The organism is Ruegeria atlantica (assembly GCF_013033965.1).
In the GTDB taxonomy this organism is placed as follows: Bacteria; Pseudomonadota; Alphaproteobacteria; order Rhodobacterales; family Rhodobacteraceae; genus Ruegeria; species Ruegeria atlantica_D.
The window spans coordinates 64,621-82,551 of record NZ_WQFE01000006.1 but is presented as its reverse complement, the minus strand read 5'-3'; the positions used below and the strand labels follow the sequence as shown (position 1 = coordinate 82,551).

The 17,931-nt window shown below is 57.7% G+C and carries 14 protein-coding genes; 6 read left to right on the top strand and 8 right to left on the bottom strand.

Going from position 1 to position 17,931, the window contains the following annotated elements; all coding sequences use genetic code 11:
* Window positions 1-7: 7 nt before the first annotated feature.
* From GOW16_RS12705 to GOW16_RS12675, 7 genes are read right to left on the bottom strand one after another with little or no spacing between them, the layout of a single operon-like run.
* The gene (locus GOW16_RS12705) at window positions 8-2,305 is read right to left on the bottom strand and encodes a 3-hydroxyacyl-CoA dehydrogenase/enoyl-CoA hydratase family protein (RefSeq protein WP_170415512.1); all 2,298 of its coding nucleotides are present in this window, start codon (window positions 2,303-2,305) and stop codon (window positions 8-10) included.
* Entirely contained in the window at window positions 2,306-3,487 is a 1,182-nt protein-coding gene (locus GOW16_RS12700) for an acetyl-CoA C-acyltransferase (protein ID WP_170415510.1), read from the bottom strand.
* 23 nt (window positions 3,488-3,510) lie between these two features.
* The gene (locus tag GOW16_RS12695) at window positions 3,511-5,160 is read right to left on the bottom strand and encodes a long-chain-fatty-acid--CoA ligase (protein ID WP_170415508.1); all 1,650 of its coding nucleotides are present in this window, start codon (window positions 5,158-5,160) and stop codon (window positions 3,511-3,513) included.
* A 38-nt stretch (window positions 5,161-5,198) separates the two neighbouring features.
* Window positions 5,199-6,587, bottom strand: coding sequence for an amidase family protein (locus GOW16_RS12690; protein ID WP_170415506.1), 1,389 nt, complete (start codon window positions 6,585-6,587; stop codon window positions 5,199-5,201).
* Between the two features lie 26 nt (window positions 6,588-6,613).
* On the bottom strand, window positions 6,614-6,991 hold the full coding sequence (locus GOW16_RS12685; protein ID WP_170415504.1) for a nuclear transport factor 2 family protein: 378 nt from the start codon (window positions 6,989-6,991) through the stop codon (window positions 6,614-6,616).
* A 48-nt stretch (window positions 6,992-7,039) separates the two neighbouring features.
* Window positions 7,040-7,687, bottom strand: a complete 648-nt coding sequence (ribB, locus tag GOW16_RS12680) for a 3,4-dihydroxy-2-butanone-4-phosphate synthase (RefSeq protein WP_368039895.1) — start codon at window positions 7,685-7,687, stop codon at window positions 7,040-7,042.
* Window positions 7,688-7,697: 10 nt separating this feature from the next.
* The gene (locus GOW16_RS12675; protein ID WP_170415502.1) at window positions 7,698-8,831 is read right to left on the bottom strand and encodes an LLM class flavin-dependent oxidoreductase; all 1,134 of its coding nucleotides are present in this window, start codon (window positions 8,829-8,831) and stop codon (window positions 7,698-7,700) included.
* Between the two features lie 179 nt (window positions 8,832-9,010).
* Here GOW16_RS12675 and GOW16_RS12670 point away from each other — a divergent pair, with 179 nt between their 5' ends.
* The 5 genes from GOW16_RS12670 to GOW16_RS12650 all read left to right on the top strand — a co-directional run bounded on the left by GOW16_RS12670 (window position 9,011) and on the right by GOW16_RS12650 (window position 15,790).
* Window positions 9,011-9,982 carry a TetR/AcrR family transcriptional regulator gene (locus GOW16_RS12670; RefSeq protein ID WP_217354604.1) on the top strand — a complete coding sequence of 324 codons (972 nt, stop codon included), beginning with the start codon at window positions 9,011-9,013 and terminating at the stop codon, window positions 9,980-9,982.
* Window positions 9,983-10,243: 261 nt separating this feature from the next.
* Entirely contained in the window at window positions 10,244-12,340 is a 2,097-nt protein-coding gene (locus GOW16_RS12665) for a hydantoinase/oxoprolinase family protein (RefSeq protein WP_170415497.1), read from the top strand.
* Complete coding sequence (locus tag GOW16_RS12660) at window positions 12,340-13,992, top strand: hydantoinase B/oxoprolinase family protein (RefSeq protein ID WP_254429762.1); 1,653 nt, start codon at window positions 12,340-12,342, stop codon at window positions 13,990-13,992. Before GOW16_RS12665 ends, GOW16_RS12660 begins: the two co-directional genes overlap by 1 nt.
* Entirely contained in the window at window positions 13,989-15,056 is a 1,068-nt protein-coding gene (locus GOW16_RS12655; RefSeq protein WP_170415493.1) for a pyridoxal phosphate-dependent aminotransferase, read from the top strand. Before GOW16_RS12660 ends, GOW16_RS12655 begins: the two co-directional genes overlap by 4 nt.
* Window positions 15,053-15,790: a maleate cis-trans isomerase family protein gene (locus GOW16_RS12650; RefSeq protein WP_170415490.1), complete on the top strand. Its 738-nt coding sequence runs from the start codon at window positions 15,053-15,055 to the stop codon at window positions 15,788-15,790. Before GOW16_RS12655 ends, GOW16_RS12650 begins: the two co-directional genes overlap by 4 nt.
* Before the next feature lie 114 nt (window positions 15,791-15,904).
* Here GOW16_RS12650 and GOW16_RS12645 read toward each other — a convergent pair whose 3' ends face one another.
* The gene (locus tag GOW16_RS12645; RefSeq protein WP_170415488.1) at window positions 15,905-16,954 is read right to left on the bottom strand and encodes a helix-turn-helix domain-containing protein; all 1,050 of its coding nucleotides are present in this window, start codon (window positions 16,952-16,954) and stop codon (window positions 15,905-15,907) included.
* Between the two features lie 125 nt (window positions 16,955-17,079).
* On the opposite strand from GOW16_RS12645, the gene GOW16_RS12640 reads away from it, so the two are divergent.
* Window positions 17,080-17,925, top strand: a complete 846-nt coding sequence (locus tag GOW16_RS12640; protein WP_170415487.1) for an alpha/beta fold hydrolase — start codon at window positions 17,080-17,082, stop codon at window positions 17,923-17,925.
* The last annotated feature ends 6 nt before the right edge of the window (window positions 17,926-17,931 follow it).

Genomic DNA, 17,931 nt, shown 5'->3' with positions numbered 1-17,931 from the left:
TGATCCCTCAGTTCTGCAACGGTTTGCGGGTGGTCATGGTGTGACGCATCCGCTCGATCGTCTTGTCCTGACGGATCAGGCGCATCATGCCTTCGGCTTCCAGCCTGTGCAGCGCCTCTTCGTCCAGAACGCCGCCCTCGCCGCCAGCCAGAACGCGCGCGGTTTCACGAGCAATCTCGACTGTGTAGGGGGCGTCGGGCATGGCCTCTGCCAGCGCGACCAGCTTCGGCTCCAACGTGGCGTTGATGGCTGCGGCACCCAGCGTGATCTCGGCCTTGGGCGTGGGCTTGTACCCATCGGCCAATTCCAGCGCCGCCGCCTTGGCCTCGGCCAGAAGACGGTCGCGGTTCATGACAACGCCATCCGTCGCGCGCAGATAGCCCGCGTGCTGCGCCATCGGGGCAGAGTCGGTCATCAAAGCCTTGGAAATCACATCGAAAGCGGCCCCGGCCCCTTTGACCGGGTCGCCCAGTTCTGCGGTTTTGCGCAACAGCAACGCAGTTGTGCCACCCCATGCGGGTAAAAGACCGACATTCGCCTCGACCAGCCCAATATTGCTTTCCAAAGCGGCCATGACCCGATCCGAGTGCATCAGGATTTCACAACCGCCGCCCAAAGCCAGCCCACAGGCGGCCGAGACAACCGGGAACGGCGCGTACTTGATCTTGCGCATCGTGGCCTGACCGATGGCCAGTTGCCCTTCGACCAGATCCAGCTCGCCAGCATCGGCACGGTCCAGCGCCTTTTTCAGGTTTGCGCCCACCGAAAAGTGGTTGCCGTCCGACCCGATGACCATCGCTTTGAAATCTCGACCCACGACGTCCAGAGCTTCACTCACTCCGGTCATCACCTGATCGTCCAAAGCCGCATTGGGTGCCAAGATCGTCAGCAGAGCGACACCATCACCCATATCGCGCAGCGCCACCGCCTCGGTCTTGAAGACCGGAGCATCCGTCAGGTCCGAAGCAAAGATCACCCCGGACCCACGCGGCACGTCCGCCTGTTCGCCCGAAGGCAACAGCACCTTACGATCACAGCCCTGACCCGAATAAATCCCGCCACGGTCTGCCGCAAGCGCCAGCAAGGGCGGCACATCCTGACCCTCGGTCTTCAAGCGAGCCACAATTTTGTCCGCACCGATCTTGTCGATCAGCTTGAATGGACCCATACGCCAATTGTACCCCAGCTCCATCGCTGCATCGATATCCGCCGGGTTGGCGGTAATCTCGGGCACGCAATAGGCCGCGTAAGACAAAGTCGGCCCCATTACGGCCCAGGCATAGTCGGCCAACCGATCACCGGCCTGATCAATGAAGTCCACACCAAAGCTTTTGGCCAGTTCCGGACCTTTGGCCTGCGCACGATACTCCAGCGTTGCCAGGTCAACGGCTTCGGCGACTGGTTTGCCATTTTCGTCCTTGGATCTGCGATAAAATCCCGCGCCAACCTTGCGACCCGCCAAACCCTTGGCGACCATCTGATCGAACAACTCCAGACCGTCGGTGTGGAATTGCTGCGGATCATCAACCTCAAGCAGGTTGCGCATAGACAGGCGCGATTTGCCCATCAGGTCAATCCCGATCAGGTCCATCAACGCGAATACGCCCGTACCGGGCACGCCGAAGGGGCGGGCCAGCACGGTGTCAGCCTCTTCAACCGTGATGCCACGCTCCACAGCCTCGCGGGTGGCGGCGTTCATCCACAGCCCGCCCAGACGGTTGGCGATGAAACCGGGGCGGTCGTTGCAGGGAACGACGGTTTTGCCCAAGCGTTCATCGCTGAACGCACGTGCGCGCTCGGCCGCCGCCGGATCGGTATCCGGCCCGGTGACCAACTCAATCAGGCGCATATAGCGCGGTGGATTGAAGAAATGCACGATCACAAAGCGCTTGCGCAGCCCCTCGTCCATCTGACTGACCAGATCGGCCAGCGGAATGGTCGAGGTGTTCGAGCTGAGCAGTGCGTCGTCGCGCAGGTAGGGCGCGATCTTTGCATAAAGCGCGTGTTTGACGGTTAGGTCTTCCAAAACGACCTCTACCACCCAGTCACAGTCGCGCAGCTGATCCAGATCATCGTCCAAATTGCCCGCCGTCAAACGGCTCACATAGGCCGGATCTGCCAGCTGCGGCGCGCGACCCTTGGTCATGCGCACAATGGCACCCTTGGCCAGCATCGAACGGTCTTCGGCGTCCTTGGGCACGATGTCCAGCAGAACAACTTCGGCACCGGCATTGGCGAAATGGGCAGCAATGCCTGCCCCCATCACGCCCGAACCGATGACGGCAACTTTGTTGATGGTGCTCATTTACAGCACCTCAAACAGACCAGCCGCACCCATGCCGCCGCCGATGCACATGGTGGCAACGATGTATTTCGCACCGCGTTTCTTGCCTTCGATCAGCGCGTGGCCGACCATACGGGTGCCCGACATGCCATAGGGGTGGCCCACGGAAATCGCGCCGCCATCGACATTCAGGATCTCATTCGGAATGCCCAGCTTGTCACGGCAATAGAGCGCCTGAGACGCAAAGGCCTCGTTCAGTTCCCACAAGCCGATATCTTCCATCTTCAGGCCATTGCGTTCCAGCAGTTTCGGCACGGCATAGACCGGACCGATGCCCATTTCATCGGGTTCGCAGCCTGCAACGACATAGCCCATGTAGCGACCCAGCGGCTCGAGCCCGCGCTTTTCTGCCAGCTTCTCTTCCATTACAACCTGCGCCGAGCCGCCATCGGACAGTTGCGAGGCGTTACCAGCGGTGATCCACTTGTCCTCACCCATCACCGGGGCAAGACCCTGCAGACTTTCCAATGTGGTCGAGGGGCGGTTGCACTCATCCTGGGTAAGCGTGACCTCTTCATATGTGATCTCGCCGGTTTCCTTGTTCTTGTTCGCTTTGGTGACGGTGATCGGCACAATCTCGTCGTCGAACTTGCCAGCAACCTGCGCCGCGGCGGTGCGCTGTTGCGACTGCAAGGCGAATTCGTCCTGCGTCTCGCGGCTGATGCCATAGCGCTCGGCCACGGTATCGGCGGTTTTGATCATCGGATCGTAAAACCCACGAATGTTCTGATCTATCCAGTCCTCTTTGAGGCGATATGTGTTGTCCCGACCCATCACCAGCGAAATGCTCTCAGCTCCGCCGCCGACAACAACGTCACAGCCATCCACCATGACCCGCGAGCAGGCGCGCGTCAGCGCCTCAAGACCTGACGAGCAGAACCGATTGATCGTCTGACCCGACGCGGTGACGGGCAGACCCGCGCGCATGGCAACCTGACGCCCCAGATTGCCGCCATTCGCGCCTTCGGGTACGGCGTTGCCGATGATCACGTCCTCAATCTCGGACGGGTCGACACCGGCGCGTTTGACCGCCTCGGCAACGGCGTGGCCACCGTAGACAGCGGGGTGAGTGTCATTGAAGGCACCGCGAAAGGCTTTGCCAATGGCGGTACGGGCGGTCGAGACGATTACGGCAGAACGCATGTTTCTTATCCTTGAAGCCAGAATTAGTTGTCTGTGGGCAGTTTGTAGTCTGCGTATTGCTCACGCAGATGCAGCTTTGAAACCTTGCCGGTCGCGGTGTGCGGAAGTTCGGCCTGGAACACCACGTCATCGGGTGTCCACCACTTGGCGACCTGGCCGTCATACAGCGCCAGAATGTCCTCGCGGCTGACTTCAGATCCCTCACGTTTTACGGCAACGATCAATGGTCGTTCGTCCCATTTGCGGTGTTTTGCGGCGATACAGGCAGCCTCCAGAACATCCGGATGACTCATGGCGACATTTTCCAGATCGATCGAAGAGATCCATTCGCCGCCCGACTTGACGACATCCTTGGTTCGGTCGGTCAGGCGCAGGTAGCCTTTCGGATCGATCGCAGCCACGTCACCGGTGATGAACCAGCCGTCATCGGTAAAAGCATCTGTACCCGCCCCGCCCCAATAGCTGCTGGCGACCCAATGGCCACGCACCTGCAACATGCCAGAGGCAACGCCGTCATGAGGCAGCAACTCGCCGTCGTCGTTGACGATCCGCATTTCGACACCATAAAGCGCGCGCCCTTGTTTGGTTTTCAGAGCAAGACGGTCGTCGATTGGCAGCTTGTCCTCGCCCCATTTGGGAACAGAAAGGGTGCCGACCGGGCTCAGTTCGGTCATGCCCCAGCCATGTACCACGTCAATGCCGTGGCCCTTTTCGATCTGCTCGATCAGAGACAGCGGTGCCGCAGAACCGCCCATCATCGCACGTTTGACCGTTTTCAGTTTGGCGCCCTGCTGATCCAGATATTCGAACAAGCCCAGCCATACAGTCGGCACGCCCGAGATCATCGTCACCTCTTCGTCGTCCATAAGTTCGCGCAGGGGGGCCGGATCCATACCTGGTCCCGGCATGACCAGTTTATTGCCATTCATCAGCGCCGCATAAGGAATCCCCCAAGCGCAGGCGTGGAACATCGGCACAACCGGCAAGGTGGCGTCCCGCGAGCTCAGCGCCAGCCAGTCGCCGCCAGATACGCCCATTGCGTGCAGGACGGTCCCACGATGGGAATACAATACGCCTTTGGGATTGCCGGTGGTGCCAGATGTGTAGCACAGCGCCATGGCCGCGTTCTCATCCAGTTCGGGCCAGTCATAAATCTCGGGCTTGCCTGCGATCAGGGTTTCATAGTCACTGACCGGAGTTTTCATTTGCGGCACCTGCCCCGGGCCGGTCAGGCTGTACCAGCCCTGAACCGTCGGACACCGCGCTGATACTGCGTCAATCAGCGGCGCAAATGTAGTGTCAAAAAACAGATGCGTGTCTTCAGCGTCATTTATTATGAAGGCAATCTGGTTGGGGTGCAGGCGCGGGTTGATTGTGTGACAGATCGCACCGATGCACGCCAACGCGTAGTATAGTTCCAGATGCCGGTTGTTGTTCCAGGCCAAAGTTGCCACCCGATCACCGGGCTCGATGCCCAGTTCGGTTAGTGCATGCGCCAATTGCTGGGTCCGCCGACCCATATCCGCAAAGCTGTAGCGGTCAATTGTCATATCCGAGTTGCGCCAAACAATCTGTGCCTCGGGATGGGCGCGCATACCATGACGAAAAATACTGGTCACCGTCAGCGGCATTGTCATGATCTGACCGGGAATCGTCGTTTTTTCTGCGCTCATTTTTTGCCTCTCAATGTGTTTTTCTGCATCTGCGTCCGTCACAGAGGCGCAGGCGGCATTTCTCCGATGTCCCGTTCGATCCGCCACGACATTTGCAAAACGCCCAGATCGTCAAAGCGGCGTCCGACCAGTTGCATACCGATCGGAAGCCCGTTGCGGTCTAGTCCGACCGGAATACTGGATGCCGGTTGCTCAGTGAGGTTGAACAGGAAGGTATTAGCCCAGCTTTCGAACGGCTTATCGGGATCTGATCCCGGCAGTTCGGCAGCAAAGGCGGTGTCCGGTGTCGATGGCAGCAGGACAAAATCATGGCCGTCAATCAGCGCCAACGCACGTTCGCGCAACGCCTGCGTGTGGTCGAAATTCCGCTGATGTTCAACGGCAGACAAAGCGCGTGCATCGTTGGTCCAGTCGCGGATATAGGGTGTTTTTGCCTGTTCGGCCTCGGGTTGGCGCATCAGCTCGGACAGGGTACGTATTTTATAGAACGCCTCGGCGGGTTCCCAATCCGCTCGGCTGAACGGCGCGGTATCAAGATAGGTGACCTGAACACCCATATCCCGCAAAACCTGCGCCGTCCGCTCCAACGCTGCCTGAACATCTTCTGCCACCGGTTCGCCCAAGCCCAGCTCGGGGATAACCAGAACCGATATGCTTTTGCGGTCGCCGCGCGTCAGGCGCGAGACATAGTTCACGCCGTCCCGCGCCAAAGCCGCGAAATCGCGCGTATCCTCACCGGTTAGCACGTTCATATGCAGGGCGACATCGGCAAAATTGCGCGCCAGCGGACCCGCCGTGATCGCCGGGCTGTTGCAGACGTAATAGGGCACACGCCCCTGGCTGGGCTTCAGCCCGGCCAGGCCGCAATACGAGGCTGGCAAGCGAATGGATCCCACGATGTCGGTCCCAATCGAAACCGGCTCGATCCCAGCGGCAACACTGGCCGACGCCCCCGAAGATGATGCCCCTGTCGTGCGCGATACATCCCATGGATTGCGGGTAACCCCATGCTTTGAGCTCACTCCGCCTGCAAGAATGCCATAATCGCACATGGTGTTCTTGCCCAGGATCACCGAGCCCGCCTCACGCATGCGTGCTACCGTAGGATGATCGGTTGTGCTGACCGATGCCTTACCTGCCGCCGATCCGCGATAGGCGCGCATACCGATGCAATCCATTGCGTCTTTGACCGTCGTCGGCACGCCATCTAGAGGCCCCAGTGGCTCGTTGTCATGCCAGCGCTGTTCCGATACGCGGGCGGCCTCCAGCGCGCCTTCGGCATCCACATGGTAAATAGCATTGATCAGCGGATTGACTGCTTCAATGCGATCCAGCGCAGCCTGCGTGACTTCGACCGGAGACAGCTCCAGCCGGGCAAAGGCCTGCACCATGGCACGCGCCGAAAGTTGGGAATAGGGGGCGGTCATTCGGGGGCTCGATCAGATAAAGGGGATCAGTCTTCGGTGCGCTGGACGTAATAGACCTTGGCCGCAATCTTCCAGCCCTCGCCGGTGCGGACCAGCGACAGGTAGTCGATGAAGTATCGAGGCTGCACGGCGCAGTCGATCTTGACAAAGGCTGTATTCGGCCCTGATTGATCGATCGAGATTGTATGACCATAGACCGGATAGCCTTTGGATTTCGGGCTTTCGCGACCGCCGATGACCTCTTTGTATTTCTCCAGCGTCATGTGGATATAGCTGCCATCCTCATTGGCGCAGGTCAGATCACATTCCGGCAGAAACATCTGGTCGGTCTTACTGATGTCTCCGTCATGCAGGTTTTCGATGTAAGCCTGCATCAGGGCTTCGATATTGGCGAATGCGGTCATGGAGTATCCTTGGTCGTGAGTGTCGTGAAGTGCAGATGGTCTCGGCCGTCAGGCGGCCTTGTCGGCAAGCAGGTCCTGACGGTACCGTTTGAGGTCTTCGATCGTGCCGACCTTAAGGCCGTGCCGGGCCCCAAATTCCAGCAGATCCGGCAGGCGCGTCATTTCACCGTCGTCATTCATGATCTCGCAGATCACACCGGAATCCCCCTGCCCGGACAGGCGGGCCAGATCGACCGCAGCCTCGGTGTGGCCTTCGCGTTCCAGAACGCCATCTGGTTTCGCTACCAGCGGAAACAGGTGCCCCGGCGAAACCAGGTCCGCAGAAGAGCCGTTGTCGGACGCCAACAGCGCAATGGTCCGCGCCCGGTCGCCGGCGGAAATACCGGTGGTCGTGCCTTTTTTAGCGTCCACTGAAATGGTGAACGCCGTATGATGTGGATCCGTGTTCAACGCTGTCATGGGGCCAAGGCTGAACTGCTCGGCCCGCTCGGGAGGAATGGCCATGCAGATCAAACCCCGGCCAAAACGCGCCATGAAGTTTACGGCGACCGCATCCGCGCGGGCGGCGGGGATCACCAGATCACCCTCGTTCTCGCGGTTTTCATCGTCGACAAGAATTACCATACGGCCTTGTTCGCAATCCGTAATGATTTCTTCGATGGGCGACAGCTGGTAAACTTCATGCAGGTCGAACACGGTCTTCCCCTTATCCGTTCAGAGGTTTGATGACGCCTTCGGCAAATTCGATCAGGGCTTCCTGCTCGATCTCGTCGCCAAAGTAGTTCACGTGGTGCCAGACAAAGAATTCCTCGATCTGATACCGCTCGGCCAGTTCACCGACCTGGTCCAGAACCTGCTGGCGCGAGCCGTCCCAGACACGACCCAGGGGCACGTGATACGGCGGTGCGTCATAGGCCGAGAACCACAGGTTATCGAACATCTCGCGATACTGTTTTGTTTTGGCCGGGGTCTTGCCCATCATCAGATGCGCGCCCAGTGCCAGAACATCGTTGTTGGTGGTCTGAGGTAGACCGTTTTCATGCGCGGCCTTCAGGCAGTTCTCAAGGATCACCGGCATGAATTCTTCTTTGTCAGCGGTCACGAAAGAGACCATCTTTGCCCCTTCCGACGCCCAGAACTTGGCAGTTTCCATCGAGTAGGAGAACGGCGCATACACTTTCGGGTGCGGTTTCTGCAGCGGACGAGGAACGATGCCCGATTTGCGCAGGATCTTGTTCTCGTCAACCGGGTTGTCCCCACCCCAGAGTTTGGTCGGATTGAACTCCCACTCGACATTCGACGGGAAGTTCCAGAACTCACCCTGATGTTCGGTCAGGTCATCGGTCCAGAGTGACTTGATCAGACGCCAGTTTTCATACAGAGCGCGCCGGTTACGCTGGTCGGCCTCGGACTTGTCAGACTCAGCCGAGGTGATGTCCAAATGCTGACCCATGGTAGCCGTCCAGCGCGGCGTGTTCCCACGCGAGAAGCCTGCGAAGACGCGACCGCCGGTCATGTGATCCAGCATTGCGATATCTTCCGCCGTTTTGATTGGGTTCATCGCGGTCAGGTTCATCCCTAGCTGGCCCACCGTGAAATTCTTGGTGTGCTGGGCGATGTACATGTTCCAGAACAACGGGTTCGTGGTGCATTCAACGCCTTCAACCTGCATGTGGTGTTCGGTCAGGCAGAAGCCGTCATACCCAAGCTCCTCGGCCAACACCATCTGATCACGCAGGGTGACCATCATCTTGTTGAACCGCGCTGGATCACGTCCGGCAAGCTGAGTGTCCTCGCCATGCTGGCGTGCGAATGGAATAGCGAGAATCTTGAACTTCATACAGGCGTCTCCCGGCATGTTACTGAACGTTCACTAACATTCCCATATGGCTGGTAATTCCGTCAAGCCCCGAATTAGTTTTCCCTACGTCGCAACGACACTGCGACGATTTCCAACTGGACAAGACGTAAGCGTTTCAACATGTTGCCCTGAAGTAAGGTTCCATGGAGGCAAACCGCGTGTTTTTGTATTCCGCCACGCAAGTTGATGAATTTATTAAGAAATCGCAACTGGATGGAGTGTGCGTGGCGCTTGCTATTGAGGCCGCGCGTGAGGAACTCAAACGCCTTGGCGACACGTTACATCCAACATTGGTCAACACGTCGGCCACGAATCTGACGGTCGCCGGTCAAGGGCAGATCGAAGCTCAGGCGATGCGCATGTCGCCAGAGGATTCGCCGCTGACCTCTTACCGTGTCTCGATCGTACAGGCCGGGCACAATCCCAGCGAAACTGTCACGCTAATGGAGGTAACCTGCACGTTCTCGGTCGATGCTGAACTGGCAGGCGCGCCAAAAACCACTTTGACCGAAAAACCGGCGCGCGCCCTGTCCGACACTGCCGAAGAACGGCGAAGACAGATATTTGACGGGGCGTGCAAAGTGATCGCCAAGCGCGGGTTCGGAAACGCATCCATGCGTGAAATTGCCAAAGAATCCGGGCTGTCCGTTCCGCTGATGTACAAATACATCAAAGACAAGGACGATATCCTTCACCTGATCACCACCATGTGCATGCAGGACATTATCGACTTTTTTGACACCGGAGAGCTGTTCACCGGCCCTGCTGATCAGAACCTTGAAAAAGCGGTTGACCGGTACATCGATTACATCGGAGAAAACCGGCGCTATATCAATCTGGTCTATTCCGAAACGCGTTCCATGTCCGCCGAAAATCGCGCGCGCGTATTCGATATGGAGCGTGATTTCATGGGCCGTTGGAAAGGTATTCTGGATAAAGGCGTCGAGCAAAAAGTGTTCCGCCCTATGAACACTGAGCTGATGGCCAACTATCTGTATTTCCTGTGCAATGTCTGGTCACTCCGGCATTGGAGCATCGGAAAGTTCCCCGAGAATGAGATCAGGACCAGCCTTAAGGCGCTCATCATGGATGGTGTGCTTGCAGAGGCGGGTTCTACAAAGAAAGCCTGAGCAAACCACAGATTGATCGGGTGTCTGGCATCTATACGCCAAGGCAGTCAATTCGCATGTTCCTGTCGCTTCCGGGCAATTTGGTCGCAAAAACACTTGCGACCCTTCCTGGTCGTGCCAAACTGCACCTATGAAAATGCCCAAATGTCCAATGTCTCAGAATCGTCGCACAACCGGTTGTGACCTCGTCGTCAGGCGATAATCGCGGGCGCTCTGCGCCCATTGCCTGCGGCTCAGACAACGGACAATTTGGACGATCTCATGACATCTCAAACCTTGCGCCTGGCCATTGATATTGGTGGCACCTTTACCGATACGGTACTGGTCTCGGGTGACGAAACCATATTGGCCTCGGCCAAGACACTTACGACGCACCAAAATCCCGCGGAAGGCGCGATGGAGGGCGCAAAGCGTGTCATGGCGCAATCGGGTCGGTCGTTGAATGAGGTTACCGGTTTCATCCACGGCACCACGTTGGCGACCAATGCCTTGATCGAACGGCGTGGCGCCGTTGTGGCGACCGTGACGACCGAAGGGTTTCGCGACATTCTGGAAATCGCGTACGAGCGGCGATATGCGCAATATGACATCAATCTGAAAAAGCCGGACCTGCTGGTCGCGCGCGAGCGCGCGTTGACCATTCGGGAAAGAATGGCTGCCGACGGAGATGTACTTATCCCACTAGACAACAGCGCGATCGACCATCTTCTGGACGAACTGGATGTCAGCGGGGCTGATGCGGTCGCGATCTGTTTGATGCACGCCTATGCCAATCCCGCGCACGAACGCAGACTGCGCGACATTCTCACCGAACGAAGACCGGGCCTGACTGTTTCAATTTCCTCTGACGTAAGCCCGGAGGCGCGTGAGTTCGACCGGCTTTGTACCACGGTCGCCAATGCCTACATCCAGCCGCTCATGGAAAGCTATCTGTCGCGGTTTACCTTTCAGTTTCAGACCGAAGGCGTGATCTGTCCGATCCTGATGATGACGGCAGGTGGCGGCATGTGTACCGTTGAAACCGCTTCGCGTTTTCCAATCCGGCTGGTTGAAAGCGGACCGGCGGGTGGTGCCATTCTGGCCGCTCGTATCGCCGCGCGGACAGGAATCAACGAAGTGTTGTCATTTGACATGGGTGGGACAACCGCGAAACTCTGCCTGATCGACAACGCACGACCCCAAACGTCGCGCCAGTTCGAAATTGCACGCGCAGCGCGGTTCATCAAGGGATCGGGCATGCCGGTGCGCATCCCCGTTGTTGAAATGATCGAGATCGGCGCAGGCGGCGGCTCAATCGCCGGGGTTGATCGTCTGGGGCGGCTGACCGTAGGCCCTAGATCGGCCGGATCAGAGCCCGGTCCTGTTGCCTTTGGTCGGGGCGGCACTGAGCCAACTGTGACCGACAGTGACATCACCCTAGGCTATATCGTGCCAGACACATTCGCCGAAGGGTTTATCAAGATCGACCCCAAGGCCGCCGAAGCTGCGCTGAGCCGGGTCGTTGGCGTGCGTCTGGGTGCGGACCCCGCAGGGGCCGCAGACGGCATCAGTCGTATCGTCGATGAAAGCATGGCCAGTGCGGGTCGGATGCATGCAGTGGAATCGGGCAAGGACCTCGGTCCGCGTACGATGATCGCATTTGGCGGCAACGGCCCCCTGCACGCAAGCCGTGTGGCCCGATCCGCAGGGGTTAGCCGCATCGTAGTACCCCCTAATCCGGGCGTCGGCTCCGCGGTGGGGTTTCTGTTTGCCCCTGTCAGTTTCGAGATCGTCAGATCCCACTATTCTCTGCTTGAATCGCTGGAGTTGGAAAGGATTAACACCCTGTTTTCCAACATGATCGACGAGGCAAGCAGCGTGGTGGCACAAGGCGCAGGTGATGCACCCACTGAAACGCAACGCACGGCGTTCATGCGCTACAACGGTCAGGGCCACGAAATCGAAATACCCCTGCCCGATCGAGACTTGACCGTGAAGGATATGGGACCACTTACCGCTGCGTTCGAGACAGAGTATCGAAAACAATTCTCGCGTCCAGTGCCGGGAATGCAGATCGAGATTCTGAACTGGGCTGTCCGCGTCGCAACGCCAGAAACGGTTGTTCCAGAGTTGCCGGAAACACCGCCACTGACAACGATCACACCCGCCCAGACCCGCCCTATCACCTGCGATGTTGATGGTCAGACCAAGCTGGCCGGCTTTGTATCCAGGGACAGTCTGAACCCCGGCAACCGGGTTTGCGGTCCCGCGCTGATCACAGAGCCGCAGACCACCACTTTGGTTTCAGCTGACTTCTCAGCGTATGTGGACGCCATTGGAAATCTCATCCTTATCCAGAGCCAGAAAGGAGACGCATGATGACTTCCGATCTTTCCCCCGCCCGCCTGCAAGTCATGTGGAACCGACTGCTTGCGGTGGTCGAAGAACAGGGCCAGACCCTAATCCGCGCCGCTTTTTCGCCCATTGTGCGCGAATGCGGTGATATCTCGGCCGGAATCTTTGACGCAAAAGGTCAAATGCTGGCACAGGCGGTCACTGGTACGCCGGGGCACATCAACACAATGGCCGAAGCCGTTATGCACCTGCGCGGCCATTTCCCAGTTCAGGACATGAAGCCCGGCGACATCTACATGACCAATGATCCGTGGCTGGCTTCAGGGCACCTGAACGATTTTCTGCTGATGATGCCGGCGTTCAAAAACGGGAAGGTCGTCGGCTTTACCTCATGCACATCGCATCTCGTGGATCTGGGTGGCCTTGGCATGGGACCGGAAGGGTCGGATATCTATGATGAGGGCCTGCTGATCCCGCCCTGCAAACTGGTCGAACAAGGTGTCCCGAACGCCTTGCTGTTGGATATTGTCCGCGCCAACAGCCGCGAGCCCATTGCGAATGAGGGCGATATCTACGCATTGATTGCCTGCTGCGAAGCGGGCGCAAACCGTCTGCTCGATATGATGGATGAATTCGGCATCAACGATCTGGATCAACTGGGCCGCTACATCATCGACACCTCGCGCCGTGGCACGCTTGAGGCCATCGCCGAAGTGCCTGCGGGCACCTATAGAAACGTTCTGAAGATGGATGGTTATGAAAATGAACTGGAACTTCACGCGACCCTGACGATCAGCGAAAAAGGCATGCATGTGGATTTCACCGGAACCTCGGGTTGTTCGGGCAAGGGCATCAATGTGCCGCTGAATTATGCCACGGCCTATACCGTCTTTGCCCTGCGCTGCATCGTCGGGTCCGACATCCCCAACAACGCGGGATCACTCGAACCGTTTACGGTGGACGGGCCAAAAGGCTGCATCCTCAACGCACAGCGCCCCGTACCCGTTGCGATGCGGCACACTCTGGGACAGGTGACACCAGATCTGGTGCTGGGCTGCCTGCATCAGGCGCTACCTGATCAGGTGCCTGCCGAAGGCGCATCCTGCATGTTCGATCTGCCAATGCGGCACACGCCTGAAGTAGCTCGTGATGGGGGGCGGGAATTCGCAATCGAACCGGTGCACAATGGCGGTACTGGCGCGCGGCCTCACGCGGATGGCCTTTCTGCCACGGCCTACCCTTCGGGTGTGTTCGGGTCACAGGTCGAAATCACGGAAAGCGTTGCTCCCGTAACCATCTGGAAACGCGAGCTTCGCCCGGATTCAGGAGGCGCAGGCAAGTATCGCGGCGGTCTTGGCCAACGGATCGAGATGACATCGGCCAATGGCGCACCCTTTATCGTGTTCCTGTCGGTTGAGCGCCTCAAGTTTCCCGCCCTTGGTCGATTGGGTGGACACCCCGGCGCCCCCGGACGCATTCGTTTCCGCGACGGCGAGGAAGATATCCCGGGCAAGGGAGAACTGCGCGTCGAAGCTGACGACTATCTGATCTTTGAAACACCCGGTGGAGGTGGTTTTGGCGACCCGACTGAGCGGGATCCTCAGGCAATCGCCCTAGACCTCAAACGCGGCTTGATAAGTGAAGAAGGCGCAAAATCCTATCGGGGCGCATCATGATCCGCCCGGTTCCTCATGTGAGTGGAATGGCGGCTTACGCACTGGCCGATCTTGGTGGCGAAAACACCGTCTCGCTGGCCCAGAATGAAAGCGCCTTCCCCCCAAGCCCCGCAGCCATTGCGGCGGGTCGGGACGCAATGGCCAATCTGTCACTCTACCCCGATCCGGAATGGACGGAACTGCGTGCGGCAATTGCCGAAGTGCACGGGCTTGAACCCACACGGGTACTGTGTGGGACGGGTTCGATGGAACTGATCGGCTGTTTGATCCGCGCATATGCCGGACGCCGCGACCGGGTTCTTGGCACGGACTACGGGTATGCGTTTGTCGCTTCAGCGGCAGCTCAATGTCAGGCCGATTACGTCAAAGCCCGTGAAGTGGACCTGACAGTTTCCATCGACGATATCATCGCTGCGTTGACACGTGAAACGCGGATCGTCTTTGTGTGTAATCCCGGTAACCCGACTGGCACCCTGATCCCCAATTCCGAAATCCTTCGTCTGCGAGACAGGCTGCCCGCCGATGTTCTGTTGGTCGTTGATCAGGCTTATGCTGAATTCTCAGACGACACCAACGATCCATCCGAAATCTTTGCGCTGACCGACCGAGGCGACACCGTGATCTTGCGCACTTTTTCCAAGGCATATGGTCTGGCAGGCGCGCGCGCTGGTTGGGGATACTTCCCACCCGAGGTTGCGGCTGACCTGCGCAAGCTGCTCAACCCGAACAATGTCTCCGTCGCTTCGCAGGCAACAGCCGTCGCCGCCATTCGCGATCAGGCATATATGCGGAATGTTGTCTATCGAACAGCTGAAATCCGAGACCGCTTTGCCGAGGACTGTCGTGCGTTGGGTCTGATCGTTCCCCAAAGCCATACGAACTTTGTACTATTGCGGTTCGCTTCAACCCTGGACGCGCAACGGGCAGACGCGGTGCTGCGGGCCAACAATCTTCTGATGCGCGGCATGGGCGGATATGGACTAGACAACTGTTTGCGCGCCACAATTTGTGAGGCACCGGTCATGGATCGTTGCCTGACCGCCCTGAGGGGAGTGCTGAAATGATCGAAACACGGGCTGCGGCAAAAATCGGTGTTCTGGTGCCGTTCACCAACACCAACCTAGAGCCGGACATGGAGTTGCTGAGGCCACCCAACACCACGGTCCATTTTCAACGTATGGGTGGGTATGACGTGGATGAAGTTCCCGGCTCGGACCAGATGGCGGGATTGGGGGCCTCGGATATCAGTCATGACCTGCGGATGATTTCCGGGGTGCGACCAGACGTGGTTCTATATGGCTGCACCTCTGCAACTTTGACCCACGGGCCGTCCTTCGACACGAACTTAGCAGAACGGATCAAGGCGGGCTCGGGCGCGATTTCGCTGACCGCTGCGGGGGCGCTGATCGCAGGTATCAAGGCGCTCGGCGCAACAAAGGTCGGCTTTTCATCGCCCTACTTGGGCGAGATCAATGCACAAGCGATTGACTTCATGGCCCGTAATGGCATCGAAACCGTCAAATGTGCCGATGTGGGCCGTGAGCTTGGCAATTATGGGCAAGGCGAACTCACACCGGACGACGTGTATCAGCTCGCCTGCCAGGCCGATCACCCAGAGGTGCAAGTGATCGTGTTGAGCTGTACGGACATGCGCTCGGTCGAAGCAATCGAACGTATTGAGGCCGCTCTGAACAAACCCGTTATCACGTCCAACCAAGCGATGGTCTTCGGTCTGTTGAAGGCGTTGAACCTTCCGCGGCACGACGCGTTACCCGGACGTCTATTTGACAATTTGTGAACCGCTGCAAGGTACTCAATCATTGAGTTTGCTTGGTGAAGTTTGCGGGGTTTTTTGTTGCGGATTTTCGAACGAACGCTGATAGCAACCAGACTGCCATTCGGGAAAACTGGCTTATTGCAATTTTTTGCCTTGGGCTTTGGCGATAGGAGCTTCTGCACGCGCATTACTTCGAGTGTCGGACGGAAGTTGGCCAAAGTGAGTCTGGTAGAGTTTTGTAAACTGGCTCCAACTCCAGAACTCATGCCTTGCGGCAATATCCCCAATGGAAACGTCGAATTGCCCAGGATCACTAAGCGCGCATCTAGCCATATGCAGGCGCAATAGACGGTGATAACTCAGCGGCCCTAAGGAGATCTGCGACGTAAAAGAACTCTGCAGAGTTCTGCGTCCGCTGCGTGTTATGGCCAACACGTCATCGACACTGTGGATGTCGTTCCAGTTTTTGTGAATGGCGTCGCGCCCCGCAAGAAACTGTTCATAGGATATAGGGCTGAGCAGTCGTGACAAAGACGCGCCGTGCCCGGAAAACTCCAGCGATAGTTTTGAGGCCACACCGGCCAACAAGGCGTCACCAATGAGTTGAGCGGTTTTCTCCGGCCCCTTTTCAAAACTGGCTGCTTGAATAGCCTGAACCACATCTTCCCGGATGCGCCGGGCCAATTGCGGAGCATTTAGAAGTTGCGCCCCAAAGTCAGGCGCAAACAGCCATTCCTTTGCTGGTGCGGACAGGCCGGAATGATCACGCAGGTGATCCGGGTGGATGACTATGGCGATAACTGCACCCTCGACCGGGCTACGCAGATGCAAATCTGCATATGGCATCGCCACCAAAACACCATCTTGGTCAAAAGAACTGCCATTGAGCAAGAAAGGCTCACCCTCGCTTGCCAAAACGCCGATAGTGATGGCTTGTGAATGTCCGGCCACAGTCTGTTCAAGTGCCTGGTTACAATGTTCCAGGTGGACGGACAGATTATCACCCAAAAAACAGGACAGGAAACGCCCCGAAAAGGTGCCAGGTGTCAGTTGCAAATAGGACTGATCAAAACCGGTCAGTCGTTCAGCCTGCTCGTCAAAATCGTGGTATTGGCGGTCCAGGATGACGGAAGGATCTGCGCTCAGCAAGTAGTTTGGCGCACAAATGTTTGATAAAACGCGCATATTTGCTCTTTCCCCGCCAAGGTAGCCCTGCACAGACCTGTTAACGGTGTTTCGCCGTACGCTTTAAACTAACCGAGCGCGAAGCTTCAGAAAAGCTGCGAGACGTGAATGACAGGGGTAATGCTATGCTTAAGACACTTACAACGACGCTGGCGTTTGGCTTGGGTACAAGCGCCAGTGCTGAAGACGCATGGATGTCCATTCCAGCGCCCGTTCCAATGCCGGAAGCGGCGCAAAGTGGGCAGGCCGATGTTAACGGCATCTCGATGTACTTTGCGACCTTTGGGGATGCAGACAATACTCCGATATTGATGATTCACGGAGGGCTGGCTCATGCAGATATCTGGTCTGCGCAGGTTGCGGATCTATCAGCTGACTACCGTGTGATTGTGGCCGACACCCGAGGCCACGGGCGGTCCACCAACGATGGCAGCGACTACAGCATCGAGCTCCTGGCCACCGATTACCTCGCTTTGCTGGACACGCTCGACGTTAGCAAGGTCCACCTTGTTGGTTGGTCTGACGGGGCCAATATTGGTTATGAGATTTCCAAGACTGCGCCAGAGAGACTGGCCAGCCATTTTGCCCATGCAGGCAATGTGACACTTGCCGGTGTTGACCCTTCAGTTGAGACAAACGAAGTGTTTGGCGGCTATGTCAACATGATGGCCGGGGACTATGTGAAAATGTCTCCCACACCTGACGGTTTTGAAGGTTTCGTTGGCGGGATTTCTAAGATGTGGTTCGCAGACAAAGCCGACGGGCTGCAGCAAGTCGAAGCGGTGACGGTTCCGACGCTAGTTGTACAGAGTGAACATGACGAGGCGATCCTTGCGGAGCATTCCGCAGCAATCGCCAATGCCATCCCGGATGCCAAGCTTATGACCCTCAAAGATGTCAGCCACTTTGCCATGTTCCAAGACCCCGCAGGCTACACCGCCGAGATCAGGGACTGGCTTGAAGAACAGTGAGGCGGG

Excerpts from the sequence above, each read along its gene's own strand:
- GOW16_RS12705 (WP_170415512.1), bottom strand. The coding sequence starts at position 2,305 with ATGAGCACCATCAACAAAGTTGCCGTCATCGGTTCGGGCGTGATGGGG.
- GOW16_RS12700 (WP_170415510.1), bottom strand. The coding sequence starts at position 3,487 with ATGCGTTCTGCCGTAATCGTCTCGACCGCCCGTACCGCCATTGGCAAA.
- GOW16_RS12695 (WP_170415508.1), bottom strand. The coding sequence starts at position 5,160 with ATGAGCGCAGAAAAAACGACGATTCCCGGTCAGATCATGACAATGCCG.
- GOW16_RS12690 (WP_170415506.1), bottom strand. The coding sequence starts at position 6,587 with ATGACCGCCCCCTATTCCCAACTTTCGGCGCGTGCCATGGTGCAGGCC.
- GOW16_RS12685 (WP_170415504.1), bottom strand. The coding sequence starts at position 6,991 with ATGACCGCATTCGCCAATATCGAAGCCCTGATGCAGGCTTACATCGAA.
- GOW16_RS12675 (WP_170415502.1), bottom strand. The coding sequence starts at position 8,831 with ATGAAGTTCAAGATTCTCGCTATTCCATTCGCACGCCAGCATGGCGAG.
- GOW16_RS12665 (WP_170415497.1), top strand. The coding sequence starts at position 10,244 with ATGACATCTCAAACCTTGCGCCTGGCCATTGATATTGGTGGCACCTTT.
- GOW16_RS12660 (WP_254429762.1), top strand. The coding sequence starts at position 12,340 with ATGACTTCCGATCTTTCCCCCGCCCGCCTGCAAGTCATGTGGAACCGA.
- GOW16_RS12655 (WP_170415493.1), top strand. The coding sequence starts at position 13,989 with ATGATCCGCCCGGTTCCTCATGTGAGTGGAATGGCGGCTTACGCACTG.
- GOW16_RS12650 (WP_170415490.1), top strand. The coding sequence starts at position 15,053 with ATGATCGAAACACGGGCTGCGGCAAAAATCGGTGTTCTGGTGCCGTTC.
- GOW16_RS12645 (WP_170415488.1), bottom strand. The coding sequence starts at position 16,954 with ATGCGCGTTTTATCAAACATTTGTGCGCCAAACTACTTGCTGAGCGCA.
- GOW16_RS12640 (WP_170415487.1), top strand. The coding sequence starts at position 17,080 with ATGCTTAAGACACTTACAACGACGCTGGCGTTTGGCTTGGGTACAAGC.